Below are 24,511 nucleotides of genomic sequence, written 5' to 3' on the forward strand. Positions count from 1 at the left end.
CTGTAATAAGAACCGGCCACTGGCCGGTTTTTTTATGTTCTGTTTTATTTCGGCCCTAGCTATACCAATTTAGTATAAGAAAGTGATCGACTCAGCGTGCTTTTTGGCAACTTAGTAAAAGTGAATGGATGATTGAATGGTTATTCCCTTATGAGGCCATTCAACGCAGAAGTAGGAAGGTAAAAACACGCCTAACAGGTGTATTGATAACGACCTTATCGAGGAATGCTCCCATAGCCTACCAACATTCTAATTAATTCATAATCACTTAAATTCACAGAGAGCAGTAGCAAGCACAAGTTTTAAGCTAACAGTCGAGTATCAACTTGCTCGCAAGTCAGGTAGCTATCTAAACTCTGAGGTCGGCCAATAGCATAGCCTTGAGCATAATTGATCCCTATCGATTGGAGTCTGTCGATAATATCTTGGTTCTCAACGAATTCGGCAACCGTTTCTATTCCCATGACCCGACAAACATCATGGATAGATTTAACAATGGCATAATCTTTAGCATTACTAGCCAGCGTTTTGATAAAACAGCCATCGATTTTGACATAATTAACCGGCAACTCTCGCAGATAACCGTACGAGGCAAAACCAGTACCAAAGTCATCGAGAGCAAATGAGAATCCTTGTTTACGCAGCAGGTTTAGCATCTCCATCGCTCGATGATGGTTTTGAATTGCACTGGTCTCTGTGATCTCAAAACAGATACAATGACTCGGAATAGCAAAACGTTGTAACTGGCCAACAATGTAATCGACCATACCCTCGGCTCCGAGACTATTGCCTGATAGATTTATCGACAAGCAGTGATCGACCCATAATTCCTCATGCATAGATAGCCATAAGAAAGTCTTACGAATCACTTCTTTATCTACCTCAGTCATCAACTTAAAACGCTCAGCTGCAGCAATAAACTGCGCCGGAGGTAATATCCGACCACAAGGCTCTTGAATACGCAGTAATATCTCCATTCGTTTTCGGTGACTATTACCGCTAATTCCTCTGATAGGCTGATAATAAAGTAATAACTCATTGTGCTCGATGGCCTGAGCAATACGTACTGCCCATTTAGGCGCATTACGTTGGTAAGTTAACTCTTTATCTTTATCATCGTAGAAATGTATTTGATTGCTGCCCTTACGTTTGGCTGCAATACAGGCTATATCGGCGTCTTTTAGTAACTCTTGCGGCACAATGTAAGGGGCTCTGGCAACGGCGATCCCAGCACTGATACCGACTTTATAATGGCATCCTTGATGCTCCATCACTTGCATAGACACAGCATCAATGATCGTTTTAACCTGCTGGGCCACTTCCACGACCCCATTATCTTTGAGCGCTAAACCAAACTCATCGCCACCTAAACGGGCTAACAATACATCGCCTTCGATACTCGATTGGATCGCCTTTGCCACCATCTTCAGCATAGCGTCCCCTGCATTATGGCCGCATGAGTCATTAATCAACTTAAACTGTTCAAGATCGAAGTAGCATAGTGCTAGGCTCTGCGCATCACGGCTAAAAGCAATTAAACGATCTTCAAACGCACTTCGATTAAGCAGTGACGTCACAGCATCATAGTTTGCTCGTCGTCTGAGTTGATGCTTAAGCAGCTCTTCTTGAGTTATATCACGCAGCACAATTACAGCCCCAATAACTTGGTTACGGGAGTTGCGTAAATGGCTAATACTACGCTCCATAATCTTAGGAGAAAAACGGTCAAACTTAACTTTGCTCACTAAAGCAGAGTCGCTTTCCCCTTTCATAAACGTAAATAGGGCCTGATTAATAGACCGATCGGACTTGAATAACTGATCTATCGCCATACCGATCGCACTTTCACACTTAACCTTAAGTAAGCGCTCAGCCTGAGGGTTTAAATAAACAACTTTCGCCCTAGCATCAACCAGAATAACCGCTTCGACAATCGCTTCTAAGGTCGTTTTAGAGCGCTCCTTTTGCTGGAATACTCGCGCTAATAACCCATTAACTTGATCAGCTACTGCCATTAACTCAGAACATCCATCGCCATGAATAGGTTGATATGTTTTCGCGGTTGGATCTATCTTAGCTAGCTGGGCTAAAAGTTGTTTAAAGGGTCTTACAACGCCGCCCCTTAACCATAAATAACCAATAAACAACAGCAATAGGCTAAACGCCCAAACCAAATAGATTAGCAATGAAGAATCTTTAGTAATATCAATAAACATACTGTTGCCCAAATAGACTTCAAGGTGCAGCTTGGTCTCATCGGTCAAACTCGGAACATTAAACGCTAAACTAGGCTCAGATTGTGAAAGAAAACGATTATTAGCGACTTCCCCTGGCTTTAATTTGAGGTTCGCTAAGAAATTATTAGCCTGATAGTGAGTCAGCAGACTTTTATCGATATTCCTAACGATGGCGATAGATAAAGCATCAGAAACAGGAATAACACTCACCATATATCCATTATCACCAGACAAAACAAAACCCGTTTTTTGTTGGTTTATTGCTAAGAATGACGAAGATAAGTTAGAAAAATCAAAATTATTGACTTGTTCATAAGCAGGCGAAAATGGGGCCACTTGGCCATCTTGAATGTAAAAAAGGTGAAAATATTCTGCGATCCCCGACTCAAGCCAAGCTTCTTCAAAGGCATCATAATCATCGCTCTCTAAGCTCATCATGGGGATAGCATAAATCTGATTGAATAACTCTAACTGCGTTAAATCTCTTTTTATCTGCCCTTGAATATTTGTCAATTCTGCTTCGACAAGTGCGTGCTTCATCTCATCGATACGATTATCGAACCAAACACCAAGAGAAGATGAGATGGCCATGATTGCAGGCAAGCAAAAACCTACAACAAAAATGACTAATTTTTTGCTAATACGCATGTAAGTGATGACTATCCTGTTTGGTTCAAAACCGCATCCAAGCTAATGCGGGAGGCCAAAATACCGCCGTTACCACCGTGATGACAAAGCTTTGTGTTCTCTCGGTGTAAAATAGCCACTAGAGTGCATCGGTACTAAGATGAAAGCTTTGATTTAGAGCAGGGTTTAGTTATTGCGCCATAATCTAAACAAAAAATTGAGAAGCTACTCATATGCCTAAAATAAAAAGCAATTTCATCATTTATTAAAATCAGCATACAGCACGGTACAGCGACTTATCCCAATAAAATATCTAAATACTGACTAATTTTATCTATAAGAAAGCCCGCTAAGCGGGCTTTAAACAACGATCAAGTAAACTAGAATTTACTTGTGATATTGAGCAGAAAGCTCATGAACAGACTTAATAAATGAACCTGCATGCTCAGGATCAACATGCTGGTGAATACCATGACCTAAGTTAAATACGTGGCCAGTACCTTCACCGTAAGAAGCTAAAATTTGATCCACTTCTTGATGAATACGCTCTGGAGATGCGTAAAGTACAGATGGGTCCATATTGCCTTGCAAGGCAACTTTATCACCAACGCGGCGGCGCGCATCGCCAATATCAACAGTCCAGTCTAAACCTAATGCATCACAGCCAGTTTCAGCCATAGATTCAAGCCATAGTCCGCCACCTTTAGTGAATAAGGTAACCGGTACTTGGCGACCGTCAGCATGACGAGTCAAACCATCAACAATTTTTTGCATATAACGTAGCGAGAATTCACGATAAGCGTGATGAGAAAGTGCCCCACCCCATGAATCAAAAATCATGACAGACTGTGCTCCATTGGCTATTTGCGCATTCAGGTAAAGGGTCACTGAATCGGCAAGCTTATCGAGTAACAGATGCAAAGTCGCTGGCTCTTCGTAGGCCATCTTCTTGATCTTCTCAAACGCTTTACTCGAACCACCCTCAACCATATAGGTTGCAAGTGTCCATGGCGAACCAGAGAAACCAATTAGCGGCACTTCACCCTTTAGCTCGCGACGAATAGTGCTGACAGCACGCATCACATAGCCAAGCTCATCTTCTGGGTCAGGGATACATAACTTTTTGATCGAGTCGATGGTGTCAGTAGGACGCTCGAAACGTGGACCTTCACCAGCTTCAAAATAAAGGCCAAGCCCCATAGCATCTGGTACAGTCAAAATATCGGAAAATAAGATAGCAGCGTCTAAATCATAACGACGTAGCGGTTGAAGTGTCACTTCACAAGCCAAATCTTGGTTTTTACAAAGAGACATAAAGTCACCAGCTTCTGCACGGGTAGCTTTATATTCTGGAAGATAGCGGCCAGCTTGACGCATCATCCATACAGGAGTTCTATCAACAGGTTGCTTTAGTAAGGCACGTAAATAACGATCATTTTTGAGTTCTGCCATTTGGCTCTATTCCTACGCTTATTGATTTCTGCTGGGACGGTAGTTTAGCATTTACGCGAGTAAAGTAACCTCCATCAGCACATTTATGTGACAAACCCCGCTCGAATATTTTTTTACCATCTAAGAGCACGCTTCTCACATAAAATACCCAGACAATAAATAGCAAAGCTGGTTCCCAATATGACAGAAAAAAGTTGCACCGCCTTCACGCCTTTGGTATAAAAAGTCTGCGCTAGCAAGAACAATCAAGAAGCTCGTCGCATCGAGCCCGTAAAAACTTTACTCGCCCAGCAATAGATTTGTATTGCTGGGCTTTTTATTTTCTGCAACTCAATCACTTAGTAGAGACTTACCTTTGTATACAAAACAATCATATTCAACGAGACAGAAGATAGTCCTCTCTCGCTAAAAAAGGGTTGATCAAAGCAGCCATTGTCACCTACATTAGAAGTCATAGAGCAACTTTGATGGGGAACGTCATGCTAAAACAATTAGAAAGAGCTGAGAAAAAATGGAGAGGCTCAAATACACTGATTGATCAGTGGCTGAATAACCGTCGAAAATTACTGATACAGTACTGCCAGATAGCGGGATTACCCCCCTACGAAACCTTAGATAAATCACTTCCATCATTTCAAGCGGTCAAAGATTTTTGTGATTTACTTGTCGACTACGTATCAGAGGGTCATTTTGAAGTCTATGACCGAGTATTAAGTGCGTATGAAAAGAATTGCAAAGAGAGTCAATCATTAGCACAAAACGTTGTCCCCAAAATAAGCGAAACAACCGATCTCGCCCTCGACTTTAATGATAAATATACCGAAGCTGACGACGAAAAGATTTTGTATCAATTAGATAAAGATCTGTCATCTCTTGGCGATGTAATGGAAACCCGTTTCCAACTAGAAGATCAGCTACTCGAAGTGCTGCATAACAAGTCGGTATAACACAAGCTTCTAAGCATTTTGAATTCGTTCCTCAAATTAGAATATAAAAAGGGCCAGCTAAGTAGCTGGCCCTTTCGTTATTACACGCTAAAACTGAATCCTATTGATTAAACCGCAGACTGGAAGATCACTTCGCTGGCTTTTTTGGTATAAGAATCAATCTGATCGAAGTTCAAGTAGCGATACGTATCAGCCGCAGTCGCATCGAGCTCTTTCGCGTACTCTTGATACTCTGCTGGTGACGGTAAACGACCCAGTAGCGCAGCCACAGCGGCAAGCTCGGCAGACGCTAAGTAAACGTTTGCACCAGTACCAAGACGATTCGGGAAGTTACGTGTCGAAGTTGATACCACGGTAGCACCTTCGGCAACACGTGCTTGGTTACCCATACACAGTGAACAACCTGGGATCTCGATACGCGCACCGACACGACCGAAGATGGCGTAGTAACCCTCTTCCGTTAACTGATCTCTGTCCATCTTAGTGGGTGGCGCGATCCATAGACGTGTCGGCAAGGTCTTAGCAAACTTGTCTAGCATCTTACCAGTAGCACGGAAGTGACCAATGTTAGTCATACAAGAACCAACGAACACTTCGTCAATTTTTGTTTCGGCAACAGATGAAAGCAATACCGCATCATCAGGATCATTTGGCGCACAAAGAATAGGTTCTTTGATCTCATTCAAATCGATCTCGATAACTTCTGCGTATTCAGCATCACTATCGGCTTCCATAAGCTCTGGATTAGCTATCCACTCTTGCATCGCAGTAATACGACGCTCGATAGTACGACGATCGCCATAACCTTCGGCTATCATCCACTTCAACATCACGATGTTAGAGTTAAGATATTCGGTGATTGGCTCTTTACCCAGTTTAATGGTACAGCCAGCAGCGCTACGCTCTGCAGACGCATCAGAAAGTTCGAACGCTTGCTCAACTTTCAGGTGCTCTAGACCTTCAATCTCTAATACTCGGCCAGAGAAAGCATTGATTTTGCCTTTCTTCTCAACCGTTAATAGACCCATTTCAATCGCTTTTAACGGGATAGCATGTACCAAATCACGTAACGTGATGCCTGGCTGCATCTGACCTTTAAAACGAACCAATACAGATTCAGGCATATCGAGAGGCATAACACCCGTCGCAGCAGCAAATGCCACTAAACCAGAACCCGCAGGGAATGAGATACCAATTGGGAAACGAGTATGTGAGTCACCACCCGTACCGACAGTATCAGGCAGTAACATACGGTTTAGCCAAGAGTGGATAACACCATCACCAGGACGCAGTGACACACCACCACGGTTCATGATGAAATCAGGCAAGGTGTGATGAGTATTAACGTCAACTGGCTTTGGATAAGCCGCGGTGTGACAGAAAGACTGCATAGTCAAATCGGCGCTGAAGCCAAGACATGCTAAATCTTTAAGTTCATCACGCGTCATAGGACCTGTAGTATCTTGTGAACCGACAGATGTCATCTTAGGCTCACAGTATTGGCCAGGGCGCACACCGGCAACGCCGCATGCCTTACCGACCATCTTCTGAGCTAAGGTATAACCTTTACCAGAATCAACCACGTCTTGTGGACGTACAAATACGTCAGATGCAGGTAAGCCTAATGTTTCACGCGCACGGTCAGTTAAGCCACGGCCGATGATCAGTGGAATACGACCACCAGCACGAACTTCATCTAACAATACTTCAGTTTTCAGTTTGAATTCTGAAATAACTTCATCAGTACCATGAAGCTTAACGACACCTTCATATGGATAGATATCAATCACATCGCCCATATTCATCTTGCTAACATCTAGCTCGATTGGCAATGCACCCGCATCTTCCATAGTGTTGAAGAAAATAGGTGCAATCTTACCGCCAAGGCAGAAACCACCAGCACGCTTGTTAGGCACATAAGGGATATCATCACCCATGAACCAAAGCACAGAGTTAGTTGCTGACTTACGTGAAGACCCCGTACCCACAACATCGCCCACATACACGAGTGGATGACCTTTCTCTTTTAGGCTGGCGATCTCTTTAATTGGACCGACAACGCCCGCTTCATCAGGCACGATACCGTCACGGGCGTTTTTTAGCATAGCTAAGGCATGCAATGGGATATCAGGACGAGACCAAGCGTCTGGTGCTGGTGACAAATCATCGGTGTTAGTTTCACCTGTCACTTTAAATACGGTAAGCGTTACCTTTTCAGCAAGCTTTGGACGGTTTAGGAACCACTCAGCATTTGCCCAAGACTCAACGACTTGCTTCGCGTAATCATTACCCGCTTGCATCTTCTCAACCACATCGTGGTAAGCATCAAACATCAACAGAGTGTTTGACAGTGCTTTAGCAGCCGACGGAGCCTGTGATGCATGGTCTAATTGTGCGATCAGTGGCTCAATATTGTAGCCACCCTGCATAGTACCAAGCAGTTCAACTGCGCGCTCAGAAGAGAGAATTGGAGAAGTCACTTCACCTTTGGCCAGTGCGTCTAGGAAGCCAGCTTTAACGTATGCCGCTTCATCAACCCCTGGTGGGATTCTGTTTTCTAGCAGGCCAAGAATAAAATCTTGCTCACCCGCTGGCGGATTCTTTACTAATTCGATTAATTCGGCCACTTGATGGGCATCTAGTGGCTTAGGGACTACGCCCTCTGCAGCACGTTCTGCGACGTGTTTACGATATGCTTCTAGCACGGCAACATTCCTCTTTGTTTGGCGTTCTAACAGCGAAACTGCACGTCTTCAATAAAGAAGCTAACAGTCAAGCAGGCTCAACCCGTATTTCCGGACCGCATTATACTACAGCTTTGCAAAAGTATGAATCAGATCACACTCTTAGATGTGAGAAATTACGGGGATTCTCTAGGGCGTAAGACAATTTATCTCAGTGATAAAACAAATGAAATTAGACAATAGTTTGAAACACATACCAAACAATTGATATATATGCGATTTAATCTTTTTACACACTTTATTGTAAACGAACTAAATCAAGTATTTATTAACGATAAATAATCTAAAAAACTTTCATTTATGGGTCGTAATTACCCAATTATTGCGCATAATGTTCCACTTTCATCACCTGAAATGCTCCTAGGATTATTCAAATGAGCCAAAAGATATTAGCCGCCGTGATCTTCGATATGGATGGTGTATTAATCGATTCAGAGCCCAGCTGGCAAGCTGCTGAGTTTAATGTTCTTAGCCAACTTGGTTTAACCATTTCCCTAGAGGAAATGGTGCAAACGACAGGCCTGCGCATAGATCAAGTTGTCGAATTTTGGTATCAACGCCAACCTTGGGACAACTATGACAATCAAGCAACTGCCGACGCAATCGTTGATAAGGTTGCTGCAGACATATTAACAAATGGCAAAGCAATGAAGGGGGTGATCCAAGCCCTAGATACCTGTAAGAATAGAGGATTGAAAATTGGTTTAGCCACCTCTTCATCATCACCTCTTATCGATGCTGTGATGCAAAAACTGGATATTCGCGCTTATTTCGATGCCATCTGTAGTGCCGAGTCGCTCACTTTTGGCAAGCCGCACCCTGAAGTTTATCTCAATTGCGCCCAAGCCTTAGATATCCCTCCAACATCATGCCTTGCTATTGAAGACTCTTTTAATGGTCTTATCGCTGCAAGAGCAGCTAACATGCGCAGTGCGGTGATTCCCGCGCCCCATGAAGCGAAACAACCAAGGTGGGCTGCAGCAAATTGCCAATTAAGCGATTTAACCGAATTAGAGAGCTACTTAGCGCTGATTTAATAAGACGACATAGTAAAAAGCCCATCATCTGATGGGCTTGTCTCAAATAAGGCAATGTTTACCAGATTTTCACGCGCTCTTGTTCGCTCAGGTACATCTTGTCGCCCGCCTTAACATCAAATGCCTCGTAGAAGGCTGGTATGTTACGCGGCGTACCCATGGCGCGGAAATGACTTGGTGAATGCGAATCGGTCAACAGACGACGACCCAGCTCTTCATCGCGATAGTTACGACGCCATACCTGAGACCAACCGATAAACAGACGCTGCTCACCGGTCAGACCGTCGATCACCGGCGCCTCTTTACCGTTGAGACTCAGCTGATAAGAGCGCGCAGCCACCGTTAGGCCACCGAGATCACCAATGTTTTCACCCAAGGTGAGGTCACCATTCACAAACTTACCAGGCAAGGCTTCGTAACCAGAATACTGGGCGCTCAGCTTAGCACCGCGCTTGTTAAACTCTTCTCTGTCTTTGTCTGACCACCAATCTCTCAAGTTGCCATCGCCGTCATACTTGGCCCCTTGGTCGTCGAAACCATGGCTAATTTCATGGCCAATAACGGCACCGATACCACCATAGTTGATCGCATCGTCGGCATCCATGTTAAAGAATGGCGGTTGCAGAATCGCAGCGGGGAAGACGATCTCGTTCATCACAGGGCTGTAGTAGGCATTGACCGTCTGTGGCGTCATGTGCCACTCGGTGCGATCGATTGGCTGACCTAACTTATCCAGCATGCTCTTATACTCGAAGTGCGCGTAACGCAAGTAGTTCCCCACCAGGTCATCCGCCTTGATGCTAAGATCTGTGTAATCTTTCCACTTGTCTGGATAGCCGATCTTGTAGTTGAACTTAGACAGCTTCTCTTGGGCCGCCACCTTAGTTTCAGGCGTCATCCACTCAAGTTCATTGATGCTCACCTCAAAACCCTTGATCAGGTTTTGGATCATCTTCTCCATACGCGCCTTGGCTTCTGGCTTAAAGTGACGCTTAACGTACTCTTTACCCACCAGCTCACCAATCACCTGATCGGCCGCATCTACCGCCTTCTTCCAGCGTGGCTTCTGCTCTTCGATACCCATCAATGTTTTGCCATGGAACGCAAAGTGTAGGTCAACCAACTCTTTATTCAGCAACTCGGCATAGCTGTCGACCAGATGGAACATCAGGTAATCTTGCCACTGTTCCACGCTAAATTGATTAAACTGCTTGCCAAATTTATCGAAGAAAGAGGGCTGGCGAACAATCACTTCGGTGACCTTATTCATGTCGGCGCCGTTGGCAAACTGTGAGTAATCGAAATTGCTCACCGTCTGTTGCAAGCCGGCGATATCCATCTTGTTGTAGCTCTTATTGGCGTCACGTGACTCGGTGCGCGTCCACTGACTCTCTGCCAGAAAATGCTCGATCTCGGCGACATTTTTCGCCGCACGTTTGGCATGAGAATAGCCTGCCTTTTCTAGCAATTCAGCGATATAGCTTTGCAACGCAGCGCGATTGGCGACAAACTTAGCGTCGTCTTTCAGGTAGTAATCGCGATCCGGCAGGGTTAAGCCAGACTGGTAGAAATAGACACCATACTGGGTCGACTTCTTGGCATCATTGTTAACGTAGAAGCCCAGTGGCACTTGCACACCAGAGACCAAGAGTTTTCCCATTTGGTTGGCAACATCTTGATGATTCTTAAGACCTTGGATCTCGGCCATCGGCGCCTTAATTGGCGTTACGCCTAGCTGCTCGGCCAGATCGGTGTTCATATAGCTGGCGTAAAAATCACCCACTTTCTGTTCGCTCGAGCCTTCAGCCTTGTTTGGCATGGCGGCGACTTCGTCGATGATCTCTTTTAACGCATTTTGGCTTTGCTCATACAAAACCGAAAAAGCGCCGTAATTAGACTTATCAGCCGGGATAGGCGTGGTCGCGAGCCAATGACCATTAACACTGTAATAGAAGTCGTCCTGATGACGCACTTGAGGGTCGAAGTTCTCTTTCTCTACACCCGACACCTTGACCGTTTTCACACTCTCTACCTTGCTGGCATCCTGACTACTGCAGGCCCCTAGGCCTAAGCCGAGTGCTACGGCCAATGCCAAATGACTGACTCTTTTCATCTCTAAATCCCCGGTTCATTTTATGCTTTATTGTTAATCTTCTGGTTAGTTAAACCATTGCGAATGACACACTATCACCCCAGCCAGTCTGACTGTAGGGTGATTTTGTAACTTTGTATGACGTCTTTATCTGCCTACCAGTTCTTACCCAGAAACAGGAAGACAGTATTTTCGCCGTCGTCTGTCCAGCCATAACCGACTGCTGCAGGACCTATTGGAGTATCAGTCCCCAGATAGAGGCTGCCACCATAAATAAGGTCGTCGAAGCTGACACTGTCTCGAATAGACCAGACATTACCCGCCTCAATACTAGCCCCCACATAGAGAGGGTAATCAGTCATGCCCAACATGTCGCGCCCAAGATCGTATTGATAGACGAAGGCACCGAATAGCTTGTGCGGCCCGACTAAGGCATTCTTGTGGTATCCAGATAAGTTGAGGAAACCGCCTAACTCAGACACGTTAACACTAAAGCCCCGCTCCTTATCCACGGTCGCCAGCGAGGCCTTACCCACGAAGGCATGATTACCAACACTCAGGGCACCACGCCAATCCGCCTTGATCTGGAACGAAGTCTCGGATGGATCGTCTCCAAAAATGTCGGGAGAATGCTCACGGCGATAGTAGATGTTAACCGTGAGACGATTACCTGAAGTCGGGAAGCTGATGCTGTCTAGGTCATCAAAGCCAAACTTAAAATAGGCTCCATAGGAACTAAAGTCGGCACGGCCGTCTAAAATGGCATTCTCAAGGTAGCCTGCGTCGCCCATCAGCCCCAATTCCACCAACCCTTCTTTGATGTAGTTGTAGCCTATGCCCATCTCCGCGTGATACTTGACCTGATCCAACTCCAAAAACAAGCTATTCGCCTCATACAAGGTCCAATCTTTATTCTCGTAACCCAATTCGGCACGGGAAAAATAACGCTGATCAGAATCCAGCGGTAGATACAGCTCAGAGGAGAGTAATTTCTCATAACCCAAACGCAGTTCATTGCGCCATTCGCCGCCATAGGCGGTGAGATCTGTCATGGTATAGGCAACATCAAACGCCACGGCAGAATCTAAGGTGAAGTCGTCTTCCCAGCTAAAACCCAGCTGAAAGTAATTGGGTCCCCATGACTTGGCGCGGGTTTGCAACACCATGACACGCCCTTCTTCGGTATCAATAAACTCGGCGTTAACCCGCTCAAATTTATCTAAGGCGTAAACGTTATTTATCCCCTTCTCCAACTTGGCCTTGTCGACCACCTCTCCCGGCGCTATACCTAAGGTTTCAGCCAACAACTTTTCACTCACCCTAGAATTGTTGTCGAAGCGTATGGCAACGACAGGTTGCGAAAGGTTATAGAGCCAACCTACGCTGACGGCATCTTTATGCGCCTGATAGGCCGCGTACTGCTCTGAGGTCACGGTAAGTTGTTTGAGCCTTTCAAGTTGTTGCTGCGTCGCAACCTCACCCAAACGAAAAGCTTCAGGCATGATGGTAAAGTCTGTGGTACTGAGCACCCCCACCTCGGGGCGGATCAGGATATCTTTATCCGTCATCAACTGCTTTTGTCGCTCGGTACTGGCATTGGTCAACATGGTCGACAACTGATTTAACACAGCAACCGTGCTTTCCAGTTGATCTCGTTTTACCAAGGACGAACCGATATCCACAGCGATGACGATATCGGCACCCATAGCCTTCACCACATCTACCGGCATATTGTTGGCGATACCGCCATCAACAACGATACGGCCCTTATACTGAGCAGCCTGCAGTGCTCCCGGTACAGTAGCAGATGCCTGCATAGCATCAACCAGACTGCCGCTATCGATCACCACGGCACCACTGGTTTCAAGATCGGTTGCCACCGCACGATAAGGAATAGGTAATTGATCAAAATGCTCAAACTTATGCACCAGATCCGTCGAACGCTGCAGCAAAATAGACATAGACTGACCATGTAATAGGCCATTTGGAACCTGTACTTCTTCGTCCCGATAACCCACATTAATGGGGATATTGAACCTGTCGCGCTGCTGCTTACCGCGATAACTGAGGGCCTCGCGGGGAATGGTATCTGAATAACCAGCATTCCAGTTGGCGCCCATCATGATCTCTTCGATCTCCTCGGCGCTATAACCCAGAGCATACATCCCCCCAACGTAAGCCCCAATACTGGTACCCGCAATGTAATCGATTGGAATATGGTTATCTTCAATCACTTTCAGCACAGCCACATGAGCGGCACCTTTTGCACCACCGCCACTGAGAACCAACCCAATTTTGGGACGAATCGCTTCGGCATAAGTCGTAATGCTAAAACACAGGGAAAGGCTTAATACAAGAAAACGTATCATATAGGATTGTTTATTATCGTTATTGAAACAAGGTTGCACATTCTAGCAAACATATTAACAAACGAAAAAGTAAGCTTGCTATCCAATCATCATTATCCTCAACTTAGATTAAGAGATTAAACAAGCTAAACTAGGTGAGCCTGACCAGATTCCGAGTCATTCATTAGCTAGTTAGAACAGAGGTTTATGACTTATGCTCTGTCCCGTAAATAAACCTCAAATTCGCTAACCGCCATTGGTTTAGCAAAATAATAACCTTGAATAATGTAACAACCACGGCTAAAGACTTGCTCCAATTGCTCCTGAGTCTCAATGCCCTCAGCGACAACGGTTAACTTAAGGTTTCGAGCAAGTTCGATAATACTGCTAACAATCGCTTGGTCGGCTTCGTTATTAGCAATATCGATCAAAAATGAGCGATCTATTTTTAGGGTGCTCACATCAAAACTACGTAGGTAAGCTAGCGACGAATAACCGGTACCAAAGTCATCAATAGCCACATCGATCCCAAGCCCGCGCAACGCTTTGAGATGCTCTTTGGCCACATGTAGTTCTTTCATCAACACGCCTTCCGTGATCTCAAGACCAAGAATGTTAGGCGACATCCCCGAATCGGCTAGTGCTTGCTGGACTCCGAGAATAAAGCCTGGCTGCCTAAATTGTACCGCAGAGACATTGACTGACAACTTAAAGCCAGTCCCGAATTCTCGCTCCCATTTCGCCCCTTGAAGACAGGCTTGCCTCAATACCCAACGGTCTATATCCACGATCAAACCACAGGACTCGGCGACCTTAATAAAGATATCGGGTCTGATATAGCCCTCTTTAGGGTGGCACCACCTAAGCAATGCTTCCATACCTATGACTTTATCGTCTTTTAAAATATCAATTTGTGGTTGGAAATACAGTTCAAACTCTTGCTTATCGATCGCCTTACGCAGATCTGCTTCTAACTTGAGATGATAAAGTGCTTCTGCATTTCGCTCCGCAGAGAAATACTGAAAATTACCACGCCCTTCCTCTTTTGCGTGATACATGGCCTGATCGGCATTTTTAATCAACATCTCTGGTTGCTTAGCATCATCAGGCCATAAACTGACGCCAATACTGGTGGAGATAAAAAACTCTCTTCCATAGAGCTCGAACGGCTTCTCAATCTGACGGATTAAGGCATCACATAGGTGGTTAATCTCATCAATGTCGTCCATATTTCGTAGTAAAATAACAAACTCATCACCACCGAACCGACACAGAGTGTGCTCGTCAGCGACGCAAGACTGCAAACGATGCGACGCTTCGATCAGCAAAGCGTCTCCCATACTATGGCCATAGGAATCATTAACATTTTTAAAGCGATCTAAATCGAGAAATATCAAGGCTAATTTTTCGTCCGTCGACTCAGCTTTATGAATTGTTTTTGCCAGTCGAGTCGAAAATGAAGACCGATTAGGTAATCCAGTTAATACGTCATAGTTAGCAAGACGACGTAGATCCGCTTCCGTCTGCTTTCTTTCGGTAATATCTGAGAACACGGCGACATAGTGAGAAACAACACCACGCTCGTCATTCATAGTCGATAGATTCAACCATACAGGGCAAATAGTGCCATCGGCCGCCCTAAAGTCATGCTCTCCAGTCCAAGAGAGTCCTTGTTCGAGTAGCAGTTGAATCTCATCACTGCGTTCATCAGTTTGATAAACTAATTGAGAAAAATAGCGATCAACAAGATCTTCTGCATTTATCCCTAAAATATGTTGCGCCGCTTTATTAGAAACTCTAATTCGCTCATCAGCATCAAGAATCAATACCCCCTCGGATGTATTACCAAACGCTTGTGCCAACAGCTTTACATCATCTTCCAAGCGACGCTGCATGGTAATATCGGTATAGATACCTGCGACCTTTTTCACCTTGCCACTGACGGAATCGAACTCAAGTGGACGTCCTCTCACCCGAGTCCACCCAAAGGAGCCATCGCTACGACGATAACGGTAATCAACATCGAAACGATCGTCTTGTTTATTAATAAGACGAAACCAGGCTTGCTGAACCTTTTCTTTATCATCATCAAAGATGGGGAACTCAGCCATAGAGATCGTCATTGCCTTAGCATCACTAGGAAAATTTCCACCATTATTTTCTAAGCTAAACAGCTCAGTATCACTGTGCCACTCCCACAGCTCTGAATCACTGCCACGTAGCGATTGCCTTAATCTGGCTTCACTTTCTTGAAGTGCGCTATTAAGCTGTCTAAATGCAGAAAGCTGTCTTTGCCTGACGATCAAAAAATATAAACCGACAAGGAACAAAGACAATACGAGTAGAATTTTAAACCAACTATGATTCCACCAAAAATCTTCAACACTGAATGAGTATGAGTAAGGTGTTTTCGACCAAATGCCATTCTTCTCGCTGAGAATGTCTAAGGTATAATTGCCCGCTTCTAAACCAGACACATTAACCTGAGACTGTCCATTTAACTGCAGATAATTCACCGTTGAAGATTTTCCTTCACGGCGCAACCGGTACTGTAATTCGAACGGAGTATCGGTCAAATAATCTAAACTCGTCAGCTGAAAACTAATCAGTCTCGAGCCAGGATGCACAACCTTATGTTCTGGTGGATTAAGATCAATATCTGTTTTATTTTCATAAAATACCGATATCGATTCGAGCATAATGCCATCTTCAGTGAGTCGATTTTTAAGTAAAGGAACATCAACCAGGCCTACGCCATCGGGACTACCGACATAGAGCCCTGCACTGGGTTGATAAAAGGAGGCTCCGTCATTTAACTCATGACTGATTAACCCATCTTGTTTCTCTATAACCAGTAATTGACCAGAAACTAAATCCTGACTGACTAACGAATTTGGACACCCAATAAGACGATAGCCTGGCACCTGCTCAATAAAATAGACAGAACTACAGTCGAGTTCCCACTTCTTGGTCAACATATAGGTAGCCCCTGTCTTAGGGTGGTATTCCACCAGCCCTTTGGGGGATGTGCCTAACCATAACACTCCAGAATCGATCTCTTGAATGTAGCTAACTTCGATAACGCTATTAGTATCGGCAAAAATATCACTACGAGAAAAAAACACGCCGCGGCTATCAAGGTAACCAAAGGAGTTTTCACCGCCAAGCCACAACTTACCATCCGCACTACGAAAAATGGAACGTAACGGACCTTTGCGTACAACCCCATCGGTACCTTTAACAGGTAAAGACTGAGGTTCTAAAGTGCCATTATCCCAATAAAATAAACCTGTAGCGGTCACAAACCACCATCGGTCAATCAACAGTGGATCTTTGTAGCTAGCAAAGATCATTTTATTTTCTAAAGAGGATTCTCCCCCTGTCCACTGGGCAAAGCGTATCGCTTGTTTAGTCGCTTTATTATAAATAAACAGACCATTGGTCGAGCCTAATAACAGGTGCTCTGAATCCATACTCTCAACGGTATAAATACTGTCATTGACTTCCATTCCTAATGGCGTGATTAGTACACTACGTTTAAGATCCCTATCGACATCGATCAAACCTTTATCGCTACCAAGCCAAACTCGTTGATCTTCAGCATAAATAGCCCAAACCATCTCATCACCCAATTTATAGGGTGCCTTTCGAGTCAAATTATCCACAGAAAAATCAGGTTCATCGGCTATAACAGCCAGTCCATCACCCGAGCCACCAACCCAAATAATATCGTTGCTGTCTACAGCGATGTCATACACATAATCTAAGTCTGCCGCGCGCTTAAGTTGGTCGGAAAATTGCTTTAACTCTAAGGTATCTGGATTCCACTTTATCAAACCATCTCTGCCAGATAACCAAATAAACCCCTTTTGGTCTTGGGCCATATGCGTGATGTAAAATGGCATTTGAGCCACTTTTTCAACGGTGACGGAATCGGGATAAACACGGTACAAACCGTTACTCGAACCTAACCAAATTCGACCCGCTCGATCCTCAAACAAGGTCTTTATCAATCCCATGGTTTCAGTCCAAGGAAACAGAGCCCGTAGCATCCCTAAGCTGTCTCTTAATTGAAGCTCTCTACTGGTACCAACAATAAGCTGGTTATCATTAAACTTGGCCAATACCCTCCACGGAATATCGGGATCATGGGGCAAGGCATTAACAAAATTAAGCTCCATCGCCACATAATCGAAACGATATATCTCTGATTGATAGTTTACAAAGATATAGCTGCCATCTTTTTGCTTCGTAATGGCTTGTAAACCACTCTTTTTAAAGTCAGGAAACAGCTCAAGGCTACCAAACTGGACAAACTCATCTGTCATCAAATTATAAAGATAGGTGTTAGCGTAACTACTCACTAACAGATGATTTTTGCTAAGCGGTATAGTGAAGATGATGTATTCATCCGAGAGACGGATATCCTGTTTTATTTTATCTATACGCCTAGATGTGGTATCGCTAACACGATAAAGACCTTGCTCAGTAGACAGCCAAGTATAGCCATATTCATCAAAGCTAATATGATTAACTATCGCATTATTTAGTCCATCTCGCGCACTAAAAACCCGCTGAACTAAATCACCAGCTGAAACGGGTACAGCAATAACCCAAAAAAGCAAAAAGTAAAAAATAGATCGGCACCAGCCGTTATTGCTCATAGATAAAAGTAACTCAGTGATTCATCAGCTAAAAATAATGGAGATGTTATTAAAAATACAACGTGGTTACATCATATAAGTAAGACTAGCAAAAAAAAAGCGCTCATTGAGCGCTTTTCACTGAATAACCTAAGTTATTTCTTCTTCTTTGCCTTAGGGTTAGGCAAATCAGTAATTGAACCTTCATAAACTTCTGCGGCTAAGCCAACAGACTCATGCAATGTTGGATGAGCATGGATAGTAAGCGCTAAATCTTCAGCATCACAACCCATTTCGATCGCAAGGCCGATTTCACCAAGGAGTTCACCACCGTTAACACCTACGATAGCCCCACCGATAACACGATGAGTTTCCTTATCAAAGATAAGCTTAGTCATACCTTCAGAGCAGTCTGAAGCAATAGCACGGCCACTGGCTGCCCATGGGAAAGTCGCTGTTTCATAAGCAATGCCTTGCTCTTTAGCTTCTTTCTCGGTTAGACCAACCCAAGCAACTTCAGGGTCAGTATAAGCAATTGATGGGATGACTTTGGGATCGAAGAAATGCTTCATACCTGAAATCACTTCTGCAGCAACGTGGCCTTCATGCACACCTTTGTGCGCAAGCATTGGCTGGCCGACGATATCGCCGATGGCATAGATGTGCGGTACGTTAGTACGCATCTGCTTGTCGACGTTAATAAAGCCACGCTCATCAATTTTAACACCCGCTTTATCGGCATCAATCAACTTACCGTTTGGCGTACGACCAATCGCAACCAACACTGCATCATAGCGAACTGGCTCAGCAGGCGCTTTTTTACCTTCCATTGAAACGTAAATACCATCTTCTTTCGCTTCAACCGCTGTCACTTTGGTTTCAAGGATCAAGTTGAACTTCTTCTTGATCTTCTTGGTGTACACACGAACGATATCTTTATCGGCAGCAGGGATAACTTGGTCGAACATCTCAACCACATCAATCTCACTACCTAGCGAAGAGTATACGGTACCCATTTCGAGACCAATGATGCCGCCGCCCATAACAAGCAGCTTACCTGGCACTTCGTTAAGTTCTAGTGCATCGGTTGAATCCCAAATGCGTGGATCTTCATGAGGAATGAAAGGCAGCTGAATTGGACGTGAACCCGCAGCGATAATCGCTTGTTCAAAGCGAACCACTTTAACGCCATCTTCACCAGTCACTTCAAGAGTATTCGGGCTAGTAAACTTAGCGAGACCATTAACCACATCAACTTTACGCATCTTAGACATGCCGCCTAGACCCGTAGTGAGTTGGCTAATAACACTCTTCTTGTAATCACGTAATTTATCTAAATCGATTTGTGGCTCACCAAATACAACACCATGACTAGCAACCGCTTTCGCTTCTTCGATCACTTTAGATACGTGAAGTAGCGCCTTCGATGGGATACAACCCACGTTTAGGCATACACCACCTAGGGTACTAAAACGCTCAACGATCACTGTTTCTAGACCTAAATCTGCAGCACGGAATGCCGCTGAATAGCCCGCAGGACCTGCACCTAATACCACTACCTGAGTTTTGATTTCGTTACTCATGTTTTCCTCTATTCATTCTCATTCCGTTGGGAGGAAGCCCGGCCCAACACTTGATGATGCCAGCTTGTGAACGTGTGTTCTTGTAAGGTGGCCGCATTTTAACCTGTCAACGAGTTAAACAAAAGGCTACTCAACATGAGTAGCCTTTATCATTACAAAATAAGTGTACGTATGTCGGACAGCATACTTGACAGTGTCACACTAAAGCGTGCCGCCATTGCGCCATCGATCACACGGTGGTCGTATGATAAAGATAATGGCAACATTAGCTTAGGCTCAAACTCTTTACCATTCCACTTAGGTTTAATCTCAGACTTAGACACACCAAGAATCGCTACATCAGGATAGTTCACTATTGGGGTAAATGCCGTACCGCCGATGCCACCTAGGCTCGAAATCGTAAAACAGCTACCCTGCATGTCTGCAGCTTTCAACTTACCGTCACGAGCCTTGATAGAGATCTCCATCAACTCAGCAGATAACTCAAGAATGCCTTTCTTATCGACATCGCGAACCACGGGCACAACCAAACCGTTTGGCGTATCAACTGCAACACCAACGTGATAGTACTTCTTCTTGATCAGCGACTCACCGTCGGCACTCAAGCTAGAGTTAAACACAGGGAACTGTTGTAGCGCCTTAGCAACTGCTTTCATCATAAAGACTAATGGCGTGATCTTAACACCTGTCTTTTGCTTAGCAGCTAATTCGTTCTGCTGTTTACGGAACGATTCTAGCTCTGTGATATCGGCTTCATCAAATTGAGTGACATGAGGAATAGTCACCCAGTTACGATGTAGGTTTGGACCAGAGATCTTCTGAATACGTGTTAGTGGCACCTCTTCGACTTCGCCAAATTTAGCAAAATCAACCTTAGGTGCGGCAATCACATTGAGCCCGCCAGCCCCACCAGCAACGGCTGTAGCAGCAGAAGCTTTTGGACGACTTAGCTCATATTTAATGAACGCCTGAACGTCTTCTTTAAGGATACGTCCTTTACGACCAGTACCTGTGACTAACGTCAGGTCTGCACCAAACTCACGCGCTAAACGACGCACGGCTGGTGAGGCATGCACAGCCCCCGTCTTAGGCGCACTGCCCGCGCTCGGATGATGTGGTACTGGAGGCTTACTCGCAGCAGGTGCTGCAGCCGCTTGAACAGGCGCTGACGCAGCCGCTGGTTGTGGAGCGACAGCCTCTGCTGGTGCTGCTGACTGAGTTTCAACGGTAGCTATAACGCTGCCTTGAGAAACCTTATCGCCTACCTTAACGGTTAACGACACCAATTTACCCGCAAACGGTGCTGGTACTTCCATGGTCGCCTTATCGGTTTCAAGCGTGATAAGGCCTTGGTCAGCTTCGATAACATCACCAACGACAACAAGCACTTCGATCACATCGACATCTGATGCATCGCCAATATCGGGCACCGCAATCTCTTTCACTTCAATAGTGGTCTCAGCTGGTGCAGCCTCAGATGCAGCCTCTGCAACTGGTGCAGGTGCAGGCGCAGCAGCTTCACCGCCGCTGACTTGTAACATCAACACCAAGGAACCTTGAGAAACCTTATCACCCACAGAGACTTTCATCTCCGTAACCACACCAGCAGCAGGTGCAGGCACCTCCATGGTGGCTTTATCAGTTTCAAGGGTAATAAGCCCAGTATCGACATCTATACTGTCGCCAACAGCCACTAATACTTCAATCACATCCACATCAGACGCATCACCGATATCAGGCACAGTAACTTCGATAATTTGTGACGCTGATGATGCAGCAGGTGCAGGAGCTGCAACGGGGGCGGCCTCAGTGACTGGCTCGGCTGGCGCGGCTGGTGCAGGTGTTTTTTCTGCAACCGCTGGCGCGGTTGTATCAGCAGCTTCGGCAGTCATCATAGCGATAAGCGAACCTTCAGATACGGTATCACCTACCGCAACTTTGAGTTCTGCAAGTGTGCCAGCAAAAGGCGCAGGAATATCCATAGTCGCCTTGTCACTCTCAACGGTGATGATAGATGCTTCAGCATCTATGCTATCGCCTACGGCAACGCAGATCTCGATAACTTGTACTTCATCCCCACCAATATCAGGGACTAAAACTTCTTTTAATTCAGCCATTATCTATCCCCTTACGCGTACTGTGGGTTGATCTTATCAGCGTCGATACCGTATTCAGCAATGGCTTTGCTCAATACATCTACTGGTAACTCATTACGGTCAACGAGTGACTTAAGCGCTGCGATAACGATGAACTTAGCATCCACTTCAAAGTGATGACGTAAGTTTTCACGGCTGTCACTGCGGCCGAAACCGTCAGTACCCAATACTTTGTAATCTGTTGGGATATAAGCACGTAACTGCTCGCCATATATCTTCATGTAATCAGTAGCAACAATCGCAGGTGAATCACTTGAGATCACTTGGCTAATATAGGCTTGCTTAGGCGTTTCAGTTGGATGCAGCATGTTGTAACGCTCAGCAGTTTGACCGTCACGAGTCAACTCATTGAAGCTGGTTACGCTGAATACATCTGAAGAGATACCGAAGTCTTTTGCTAATGCTTGCGCTGCTTTACGCACTTGCTCAAGGATGGTGCCACAGCCCATCAGCTGTACCTTACCCTTGCCGCTACCAGATACAGACTCAAGCTTATAGATACCTTTAACGATACCTTCTTCCGCGCCTTCTGGCATTTCTGGCTGAACATAGTTTTCATTCATTGTGGTCAAGTAGTAGAAGATATCTTCTTGGTTTTCGCCATACATACGACGGATACCATCTTGAACCACAACCGCAATCTCATAACCATAAGTGGGATCGTAAGAAATACAGTTTGGAATCGTGTTGGCTAACACATGGCTGTGACCATCTTGATGCTGCAGACCTTCGCCGTTAAGCGTTGTACGACCAGAGGTACCACCGACCATAAAGCCACGAGCACGCATATCACCCGCAGCCCATGCCATATCACCAATACGTTGGAAACCAAACATAGAGTAGTAGATATAGAAAGGAATCGTTGGTGTGTCATTAACTGAATAACTGGTTGCCGCAGCGACCCAAGATGACATTGCACCTAGCTCGTTAATACCTTCTTGCAGTACTTGACCTGACTTATCTTCACGATAGTAAGCCACTTGGTCTGAATCTTGTGGTACGTATTTTTGTCCTTCGTGAGCATAAATACCCACTTGACGGAACAAGCCTTCCATACCGAAAGTACGTGCTTCATCAGGAATAATTGGCACGATACGCTTACCGATTTTCTTGTCTTTAAGCAGTGCCGTAAGAATACGTACAAACGCCATGGTGCTTGAGATTTCACGACCATTTGAACCTTTCAGCACAGAGTCAAAAATCTTCAATGAAGGTACTTCTAGATCTTCAGAGAACTTCTGGCGACGAGCAGGCATTGAACCATGCAAGGCTTCACGACGTTCCTTAAGGTATTTAACCTCTTCAGAATCTGGGCCAGGGTGGTAGAAAGGAATATCTTCTAACTGATCATCTGGGATCGGGATATTGAAACGATCACGGAAATAACGAACCGCGCTGATATCCATCTTCTTAACGTTGTGAGCGATGTTCTTACCTTCGCCCGCATCACCAAGGCCATAACCTTTAACAGTTTTCGCGAGAATAACAGTTGGACGGCCTTTGGTGTTTTTAGCATGTTGAAGCGCAGCAAAAATCTTAACAGGATCATGACCACCACGATTTAGACGCCAGATGTCATCATCTGACATATTAGCAACCATCTCGGCAGTTTCGGGATACTTACCAAAGAAATGTTCGCGAGTATAAGCGCCACCTTTAGCTTTACAGTTTTGGTATTCACCATCAACGGTTTCTTCCATTAACTGCAGTAACTTACCGCTAGTGTCACGCGCTAATAGTGGATCCCAATAACGCCCCCAAATCACCTTAACCGCTTCCCAGCCTGCACCGCGGAATTCACCTTCAAGTTCTTGGATAATTTTACCGTTACCACGAACAGGGCCATCAAGACGCTGTAAGTTACAGTTAACAATAAACACCAAGTTGTCGAGTTCTTCGCGAGCAGCAAGGCCGATGGCACCTAAAGTTTCAGGCTCGTCACACTCACCATCACCCAAGAAGCAATATACGGTTTGCTCAGAGCAATCTTTTAGACCGCGGTCGGTAAGATACTTAAGGTAACGTGCTTGGTAAATCGCTTGGATAGGACCAAGACCCATAGAAACCGTTGGGAACTGCCAGTAGTCAGGCATCAACTTAGGATGTGGATATGAAGACAAGCCTTTACCATCAACTTCTTGACGGAAGTTGTTCATCTGTTCTTCAGTAATCCGCCCTTCTAGGAATGAACGCGAGTAGATACCTGGCGCGATGTGACCTTGGAAATAAACCAAATCGCCGCCATCTTTTTCATTAGGTGCACGGAAAAAATGGTTAAAACACACATCGTAAATAGTCGCACTAGAAGCGAAACTAGAAATGTGACCACCTAACTCAAGATCTTTTTTCGATCCGCGAAGTACCATAGCCAGCGCATTCCAACGCACGATCGCGCGAATACGACGCTCCATCTCTTGGTTGCCAGGCATATGTGGCTCTTGGCCCGCAGGGATAGTGTTTAAATAAGCGGTAGTTGCTTTGTAAGGCAGATGAGTACCGTTACGGCGCGCCTTATCAATCAGCTTCTCTAATAAATAATGAGCACGCTCAGGGCCTTCCTGCTCTAATACCGCTTGCAGTGAATCCACCCACTCTTGAGTCTCTAACGGATCTAAATCTTGTAGCATATGTTCAGACATTTCGCA

11 protein-coding genes are annotated in these 24,511 nt (G+C 45.1%); 2 read left to right on the forward strand and 9 right to left on the reverse strand.

From position 1 onward, the window contains the following. Nucleotides 1-302: 302 nt before the first annotated feature. Both K0I62_RS17200 and hemE read right to left on the reverse strand, forming a co-directional pair. A complete protein-coding gene (locus tag K0I62_RS17200) occupies nt 303-2,885 on the reverse strand; it encodes a putative bifunctional diguanylate cyclase/phosphodiesterase (protein ID WP_220069260.1) in 2,583 nt (860 codons plus the stop codon). 366 nt (nt 2,886-3,251) lie between these two features. After that, nucleotides 3,252-4,316, reverse strand: coding sequence for a uroporphyrinogen decarboxylase (gene hemE / locus K0I62_RS17205; RefSeq protein ID WP_220062933.1), 1,065 nt, complete (start codon nt 4,314-4,316; stop codon nt 3,252-3,254). 479 nt (nt 4,317-4,795) lie between these two features. Between hemE and rsd the strand changes: the two genes are divergently transcribed. Beyond that, nucleotides 4,796-5,263, forward strand: coding sequence for a sigma D regulator (gene rsd, locus K0I62_RS17210; protein WP_220069261.1), 468 nt, complete (start codon nt 4,796-4,798; stop codon nt 5,261-5,263). Between the two features lie 107 nt (nt 5,264-5,370). Here the strand turns inward: rsd and acnB are convergent, their stop codons facing one another. Beyond that, on the reverse strand, nt 5,371-7,968 hold the full coding sequence (gene acnB, locus K0I62_RS17215; RefSeq protein ID WP_220069262.1) for a bifunctional aconitate hydratase 2/2-methylisocitrate dehydratase: 2,598 nt from the start codon (nt 7,966-7,968) through the stop codon (nt 5,371-5,373). A gap of 413 nt (nt 7,969-8,381) precedes the next feature. On the opposite strand from acnB, the gene hxpB reads away from it, so the two are divergent. Beyond that, nucleotides 8,382-9,044, forward strand: coding sequence for a hexitol phosphatase HxpB (gene hxpB / locus K0I62_RS17220; protein ID WP_220069263.1), 663 nt, complete (start codon nt 8,382-8,384; stop codon nt 9,042-9,044). A 58-nt stretch (nt 9,045-9,102) separates the two neighbouring features. On the opposite strand, the gene K0I62_RS17225 is transcribed toward hxpB, so the two are convergent. The 6 genes from K0I62_RS17225 to aceE all read right to left on the reverse strand — a co-directional run bounded on the left by K0I62_RS17225 (nt 9,103) and on the right by aceE (nt 24,505). After that, entirely contained in the window at nt 9,103-11,157 is a 2,055-nt protein-coding gene (locus tag K0I62_RS17225; RefSeq protein ID WP_220069264.1) for a M13 family metallopeptidase, read from the reverse strand. A gap of 134 nt (nt 11,158-11,291) precedes the next feature. Beyond that, nucleotides 11,292-13,505: a patatin-like phospholipase family protein gene (locus tag K0I62_RS17230; protein WP_220069265.1), complete on the reverse strand. Its 2,214-nt coding sequence runs from the start codon at nt 13,503-13,505 to the stop codon at nt 11,292-11,294. Nucleotides 13,506-13,696: 191 nt separating this feature from the next. Next, complete coding sequence (locus K0I62_RS17235) at nt 13,697-18,148, reverse strand: EAL domain-containing protein (RefSeq protein ID WP_220069266.1); 4,452 nt, start codon at nt 18,146-18,148, stop codon at nt 13,697-13,699. A gap of 134 nt (nt 18,149-18,282) precedes the next feature. Next, nucleotides 18,283-19,710 carry a dihydrolipoyl dehydrogenase gene (lpdA, locus tag K0I62_RS17240; protein ID WP_220069267.1) on the reverse strand — a complete coding sequence of 476 codons (1,428 nt, stop codon included), beginning with the start codon at nt 19,708-19,710 and terminating at the stop codon, nt 18,283-18,285. Between the two features lie 152 nt (nt 19,711-19,862). After that, nucleotides 19,863-21,827: a pyruvate dehydrogenase complex dihydrolipoyllysine-residue acetyltransferase gene (gene aceF, locus K0I62_RS17245; RefSeq protein WP_220069268.1), complete on the reverse strand. Its 1,965-nt coding sequence runs from the start codon at nt 21,825-21,827 to the stop codon at nt 19,863-19,865. 11 nt (nt 21,828-21,838) lie between these two features. Next, nucleotides 21,839-24,505: a pyruvate dehydrogenase (acetyl-transferring), homodimeric type gene (gene aceE, locus K0I62_RS17250; RefSeq protein ID WP_220069269.1), complete on the reverse strand. Its 2,667-nt coding sequence runs from the start codon at nt 24,503-24,505 to the stop codon at nt 21,839-21,841. Nucleotides 24,506-24,511 lie beyond the last annotated feature (6 nt).

It is taken from the genome of Shewanella psychrotolerans (assembly GCF_019457595.1).
GTDB lineage: Bacteria > Pseudomonadota > Gammaproteobacteria > Enterobacterales > Shewanellaceae > Shewanella > Shewanella psychrotolerans.

Bases quoted from the DNA above. Each gene is read 5' to 3' on its own strand.
- K0I62_RS17230 (WP_220069265.1), bottom strand. From the start codon at position 13,505: ATGATACGTTTTCTTGTATTAAGCCTTTCCCTGTGTTTTAGCATTACG.
- K0I62_RS17235 (WP_220069266.1), bottom strand. From the start codon at position 18,148: ATGAGCAATAACGGCTGGTGCCGATCTATTTTTTACTTTTTGCTTTTT.
- rsd (WP_220069261.1), top strand. From the start codon at position 4,796: ATGCTAAAACAATTAGAAAGAGCTGAGAAAAAATGGAGAGGCTCAAAT.
- hemE (WP_220062933.1), bottom strand. From the start codon at position 4,316: ATGGCAGAACTCAAAAATGATCGTTATTTACGTGCCTTACTAAAGCAA.
- hxpB (WP_220069263.1), top strand. From the start codon at position 8,382: ATGAGCCAAAAGATATTAGCCGCCGTGATCTTCGATATGGATGGTGTA.
- aceF (WP_220069268.1), bottom strand. From the start codon at position 21,827: ATGGCTGAATTAAAAGAAGTTTTAGTCCCTGATATTGGTGGGGATGAA.
- lpdA (WP_220069267.1), bottom strand. From the start codon at position 19,710: ATGAGTAACGAAATCAAAACTCAGGTAGTGGTATTAGGTGCAGGTCCT.
- aceE (WP_220069269.1), bottom strand. From the start codon at position 24,505: ATGTCTGAACATATGCTACAAGATTTAGATCCGTTAGAGACTCAAGAG.
- K0I62_RS17200 (WP_220069260.1), bottom strand. From the start codon at position 2,885: ATGCGTATTAGCAAAAAATTAGTCATTTTTGTTGTAGGTTTTTGCTTG.
- K0I62_RS17225 (WP_220069264.1), bottom strand. From the start codon at position 11,157: ATGAAAAGAGTCAGTCATTTGGCATTGGCCGTAGCACTCGGCTTAGGC.